Origin of the sequence: Lentzea sp., from assembly GCF_036380075.1 — a bacterium.
Lineage (GTDB): Bacteria > Actinomycetota > Actinomycetes > Mycobacteriales > Pseudonocardiaceae > Lentzea.
The window spans coordinates 1-4,813 of the sequence record NZ_DASVFL010000382.1 but is presented as its reverse complement, the minus strand read 5'-3'; the positions used below and the strand labels follow the sequence as shown (position 1 = coordinate 4,813).

General features: G+C 72.1%; 3 protein-coding genes and 1 pseudogene. 2 read left to right on the top strand and 2 right to left on the bottom strand.

Annotation, left to right across the window (positions count from 1 at the left end; translation table 11 throughout):
• A pseudogene (locus VF330_RS40140) lies at positions 1-994 on the top strand (hypothetical protein); the annotation flags it as partial.
• 72 nt (positions 995-1,066) lie between these two features.
• On the opposite strand, the gene VF330_RS40135 reads toward VF330_RS40140, so the two are convergent.
• Together VF330_RS40135 and VF330_RS40130 are read right to left on the bottom strand one after the other, a co-directional pair.
• Positions 1,067-2,452: a glycerol-3-phosphate dehydrogenase/oxidase gene (locus VF330_RS40135; RefSeq protein WP_330856993.1), complete on the bottom strand. Its 1,386-nt coding sequence runs from the start codon at positions 2,450-2,452 to the stop codon at positions 1,067-1,069.
• Positions 2,449-3,024 carry a TetR/AcrR family transcriptional regulator gene (locus VF330_RS40130; RefSeq protein ID WP_330856992.1) on the bottom strand — a complete coding sequence of 192 codons (576 nt, stop codon included), beginning with the start codon at positions 3,022-3,024 and terminating at the stop codon, positions 2,449-2,451. The genes VF330_RS40135 and VF330_RS40130 overlap by 4 nt, the downstream gene beginning before the upstream one ends.
• Here VF330_RS40130 and VF330_RS40125 point away from each other — a divergent pair.
• The gene (locus VF330_RS40125) at positions 3,023-4,585 is read left to right on the top strand and encodes an FAD-binding oxidoreductase (RefSeq protein ID WP_330856991.1); all 1,563 of its coding nucleotides are present in this window, start codon (positions 3,023-3,025) and stop codon (positions 4,583-4,585) included. The genes VF330_RS40130 and VF330_RS40125 overlap by 2 nt on opposite strands.
• Positions 4,586-4,813: the final 228 nt, after the last annotated feature.

Below are 4,813 nucleotides of genomic sequence, written 5' to 3'. Positions count from 1 at the left end.
GAAGATCGCCGAGCAGGTCATCGACGCGATCTCCTCGATGGCCAACAAGGGCGCCGGCGGCGCGGGCGGCGGCATCAGCCGGCCGACCTCCGGCGGCTTCGACGGCCTCGGCAGCTCCGACCAGGAACGGGCCCACGGCGGTGCCGGCGGGACGTTCACGAGCGGCGCCAACGGCGGCACCGCCGGTCGCAACACCGGTGGCGACGGCCTCAGCAACGTCCGGCCCGGCTACCAGGGCGGCGACGCGAGCGGCTGGCAGGGCTCCTACGGCCAGGGCCCCGGTGTCGGCGCCGGTCCGTCCGTCCGCCCGGTCTACACGCCTCCCGCCGCCTCCCACGGCGGCGCGGGCGGTGGCGCCGGTGGCGGTGCCGGCGGCGGCCAGGTCGGTTCGCCCTACACCCCGCCCGGCGTGGGGTCCGGGGTCGGTGGCGGCGCGGGCACGGGGACCGGTCCCGGTCGCTGGGTGCCCGGCCACTGGGAGCCCGACACGACGACGGCGGCCGGCGGCACCGTGCCCAAGCCCCCGACGATCGGCACGATGCCGACGACCGGTGGAAACTCGGACTGGTACCGCCCGCCGACGACCGACCACAGCGCGTCCGCCGTGTCCGCGGCAGGCGGCGGTGGTGGCGGCGGAGGCGGCGGCATCCCCAAGGGCATGGGCGGCGGAGGCGGTGGCGGGATTCCCGCCGGTCTCGGTGGCCCCGCCGGTGGCGGTGGCGCCGGCAGCACCGCGGCGACCCAGTTCGGTGGTGCGGCCGGTGTCATGTCGCAGGGTGCCGCGGGCGGTGCGGCCGCCGGTGCGGCGGCTGCCGGTGGTGCGCCGCGCGGCCCCGGCGGTGCCGCGGGCGGCGGCATGATGGGCGGCATGCCCATGGGTGCCGGAGCAGGCGGCCAGCAGGGTGGCGACGGCGAGCACAAGCGGAAGGTGCGGATCGAGGGCGAGTCGCTCGTCGAGCCGCCCAGGGCCGCGAAGCCGGTCATCGGCGAGTGATCTCCTCGCACTGAAGTTCTTGCGCTGAGAACGGGGCGTCCCTCAAGGGGGCGCCCCGTTCTTCTGTTTCCGTCACACCGCCGCGAGGAGCTTCGCGATCTCCGGAGCCGCCTTGGCGCGGTCCGCGGGCACGAGGCCGATGCGGGTGCGGCGGTCCAGGACGTCGTCGGCGTCCAGCGCGCCCTCGTGGGCGATCGCGTGGACGACGTCGGCCTCGGTGACGCCGGGAGCGATCGGCGCGGTCGGGGCCGGCCGGTCGTCGACCAGGCGGATGTCTTTGGTGCGGCACAGGACCTGGGTCAGGTTCGTCGCGTCGACCGCGTCCGCCGCCATCCTGCGGTAGGTGGTGAGCTTGCCGCCGACGATCGTGATCACGCCGTTCGGCGCCTTCAGCACCGCGTGGTGGCGCGACAGGTCCGCCGTCGTGCCCTCGGCCTCCAGCAGCGGGCGCAGGCCCGCGTAGCTGCCGATGACGTCCGCGCGCGTCAGCTCCCGTTGCAGGACCGCCGAAGCGGTCCTGAGCAGGAAGTCCACATCGGACTCCGGAACCGCGGGGACGTCCGGGATCTCGTCCACCGGCTCGTCGGTCAGGCCCAGGTACGCGCGGCCGTTCGCCTGGGGCAGCAGGAAGGCGTAGCGGTTGCGTTCGCCGGGAACCGGGATGGTCAGCGCCGTGCCGGTGAGGCCGACGGCCTTCGCGTCCACGACCAGGTGCGAGCCGCGGGACGGCCGCAGCTGCACGGGCGCGAGCGTGCCGGCCCAGACGCCCGTCGCGTTGACGACCGCCTTCGCCCTGATCGTGAACCTGCCGCCGGTGAGCGTGTCCTCGGCCTCGGCGCCGTCTCCCCGCAGCGTCAGGACCTTCGCGCGCGTGAGGATCTTCGCGCCGTACCCGGCGGCGGTGCGGGCGAGCGCCACGACCAGGCGGGCGTCGTCGACGAGCTGGCCGTCGTAGTTGAGGAGTCCGCCGGTGAGGTCGTCCGGGTTCAGGCCAGGGACCAGCGCCAGCGCCTCGTGCCGGTGCACCCGGCGCGGCCGCGGCAGCACCGAGGCGGGCGTGCCGGCGGCGATGCGCAACGCGTTGCCGGCCTTGAGGCCCGCCATCACGAAGTGGTTCGAGCCGGAGTGCAACGGGAACAGCATCGGCAGCGTGCGGGTGAGGTGCGGTGCCGTCCTGGTCATGAGGACGCCGCGTTCGACCGCGCTCTCGTGGGCGAGCTTCACGTCGCCCTTCGCGAGGTACCGCAGGCCGCCGTGGACGAGCTTGCTGGACCACCGCGACGTCCCGAACGCCAGGTCGTGCGCCTCCAGCAGGACGACCTTCAGCCCGCGGGAGGCGGCGTCGAGCGCGACCCCCGCACCGGTGACCCCGCCGCCGACGACGAGCACGTCGGCGACCTCGTGCGGGGCCGCTTCGAGGTCCTGCTGCCTGCGGGCGGCGTTCAGGGACGTGTTCACGGCTTCAGCGCTCCGTCCAGCTGCTTGGCCAGCTCCTCGATCAACGGGATGAAGTCGAGCCCGGACGTGGCGGGCCGCGTCGACAGCACCATCGACTGCGTGGTCAGCAGCACGATGCGCGCCTGCGTCTTCGCGTCCCCGAACCGGATCGAGCCGTCGACGTGCCCGGCCTCGATCTGCCCGACGAGGAACTGCTCGACCAGCCGCTGCGTGCTGCCCAGCCGGTCCGTGAGGTACGGCAGCATCAGGTCGGCGTCGAGCTGCAGGACGCGCTGCATCAGCGGGTTCGACGACAGCAACCGGATGGCGTCGACGGACCGCCTGACCAGCTGCTCGCGGGCGTTGCCCTCCCTGGTGGCGTTCTCGACGGCCTCCAGCAGGGTGGCGAACTCGCGTGTCATCAGCGCCCTGACCAGGTGGTCGACGTCCGGGTAGCGCCGGTAGAGCGTCATCCGGCTGACGTTGGCCCGTTTCGCCACGTCGGTGAGCGTTGTTCTGCGCACTCCCACTTCGAGCACGCACTCGCGGGTGGCGTCGAGCAGGGCGTCATGGGTGTGACGTTGAGACGTCATGTGTAACACTGTAGCAGTGACCAGGGCCAGATGGACTGCTGAGACGACGCCGCTCCCGCCGCACGCGCTGGAGTGGCTCCGGACGCGTGTCGGGCTGGGGGAGCCGTTGCCGGAGGTGCCGGTCGAGGTGCCCGAGTCCGCGCTGTCCGCGGACGCGTTCACGGCGTTAGAGGCTGTCAGCGCCGTGTCCGTCGACGCGGCCGACCGGCTGGGGCGAGCCGGTGGGCTCTCGTACCTCGACCTGTTGCGGCACCGGGGACACGGGACGCCGGCCGTGCCCGACGCCGTCGTGCAGCCCGCTTCGCCGGACGAGGTCGCCGAGGTCCTGAAGGTCTGCGTCGACTACGACCTCGCCGTCGTGCCGTTCGGTGGCGGGACCTCCGTGGTCGGCGGGGTCGAGGCGTTGCGCGGGTCCAAGCCGGCCGTGGTGGCGCTGGACTTGGCCGGGCTCGGGGCGTTGGTGTCCGTCGACCCGGTGTCACGGGTGGCCGTGCTGCAGGCCGGGGTGACCGGGCCGGAGGCCGAGCGGTTGCTGGGGGAGCACGGGTTCACGCTCGGGCACGTGCCGCAGTCCTTCGAGCGGGCGACCATCGGCGGGTTCGCCGCCACCCGGTCCGCCGGTCAGGCTTCCTCGGGGTACGGGCGGTTCGAGGACATGGTGGAGTCGGTCCGGGTCGCCACCCCCGTGGGGGAGTGGGTGGCCGGTTCCGCGCCCGCTTCCGCCGCCGGGCCCGACCTGAAGCAGTTGGTGCTGGGCAGCGAAGGGGCGTTCGGGGTCATCACCGAGGTTTCCGTCCGGGTTCGGCCTCGTCCGGTTTCGCCTCGGTACGAGGGGTTCGTGGTGGACGGGTGGGAGGCCGGGGTCGAGCTGGTGCGGTCACTGGCCCAGGCAGGGGCGCTCGCCGACGTGACCCGGTTGTCCGATGTGGACGAGACCGAGGTCGCCCTGGCGTTGGCCGGGTCCCGGGCTGATGTCGTCCGGAAGTACCTGCGGGTTCGCGGGGTCCGGCAGCCCTGCCTGGTGATCCTCGGGTGGGAGGGCCGGTCCCGTGCCGCGACGATGTCGGTGTTGCGCGGGCATCGGGTTGTCCGGCTCGGGCGGGCCATGGGGGCCTCTTGGTTGCACGGGCGGTTCAACGGGCCTCGGCAGCGGGATGCTCTTCTGGACGCGGGGGTCTGTGTCGAGACCTTGGAGACTGCCACGCGCTGGTCTTCGGTTTCTGCGCTTCGGGATGCTGTTCGCGGGGCGTTGGTTGCCGAGCTTGGGGATCCTGTTGTGATGTGCCATGTCTCGCACGCTTATGAGACTGGGGCTTCGTTGTACTTCACCGTTTTGGTGCCTCGGGATCTTTCGGATCCTGTCGGGCAGTGGGGGCGGGCCAAGGTTGCTGCTTCTGATGCTGTTTCTCGGTTGGGGACTATTACTCATCACCATGCTGTTGGGCGGGATCACTTGCCTTGGTTGGAGAGGGAGATTGGTCCTGTTGGGGTTGGGGTTTTGCGGGCAGTTAAGGCGCGGGTTGATCCGACTGGGGTTTTGAATCCCGGGAAGTTGATTTGATCAGGGCGGGTTTCTGTTGCTTGCTTCCCCCTGGGGGCTCCGCCCCCAGACCCCCGGCAATCTGATCGGGGGGTCCGCGCCGCTGGCGGGTTGATGGCACGCCTGTTGCGTTGGGCGGCCGTGCGTTGCGTTGGTGGTTGCGTTGCGGTGGGGTTCCCGTCACAAGCCGCACCAAGAGCGAGCCACGCCTGAGGGGGTATGTCAAACGGCCGAAAAGCGTGGCCGTTT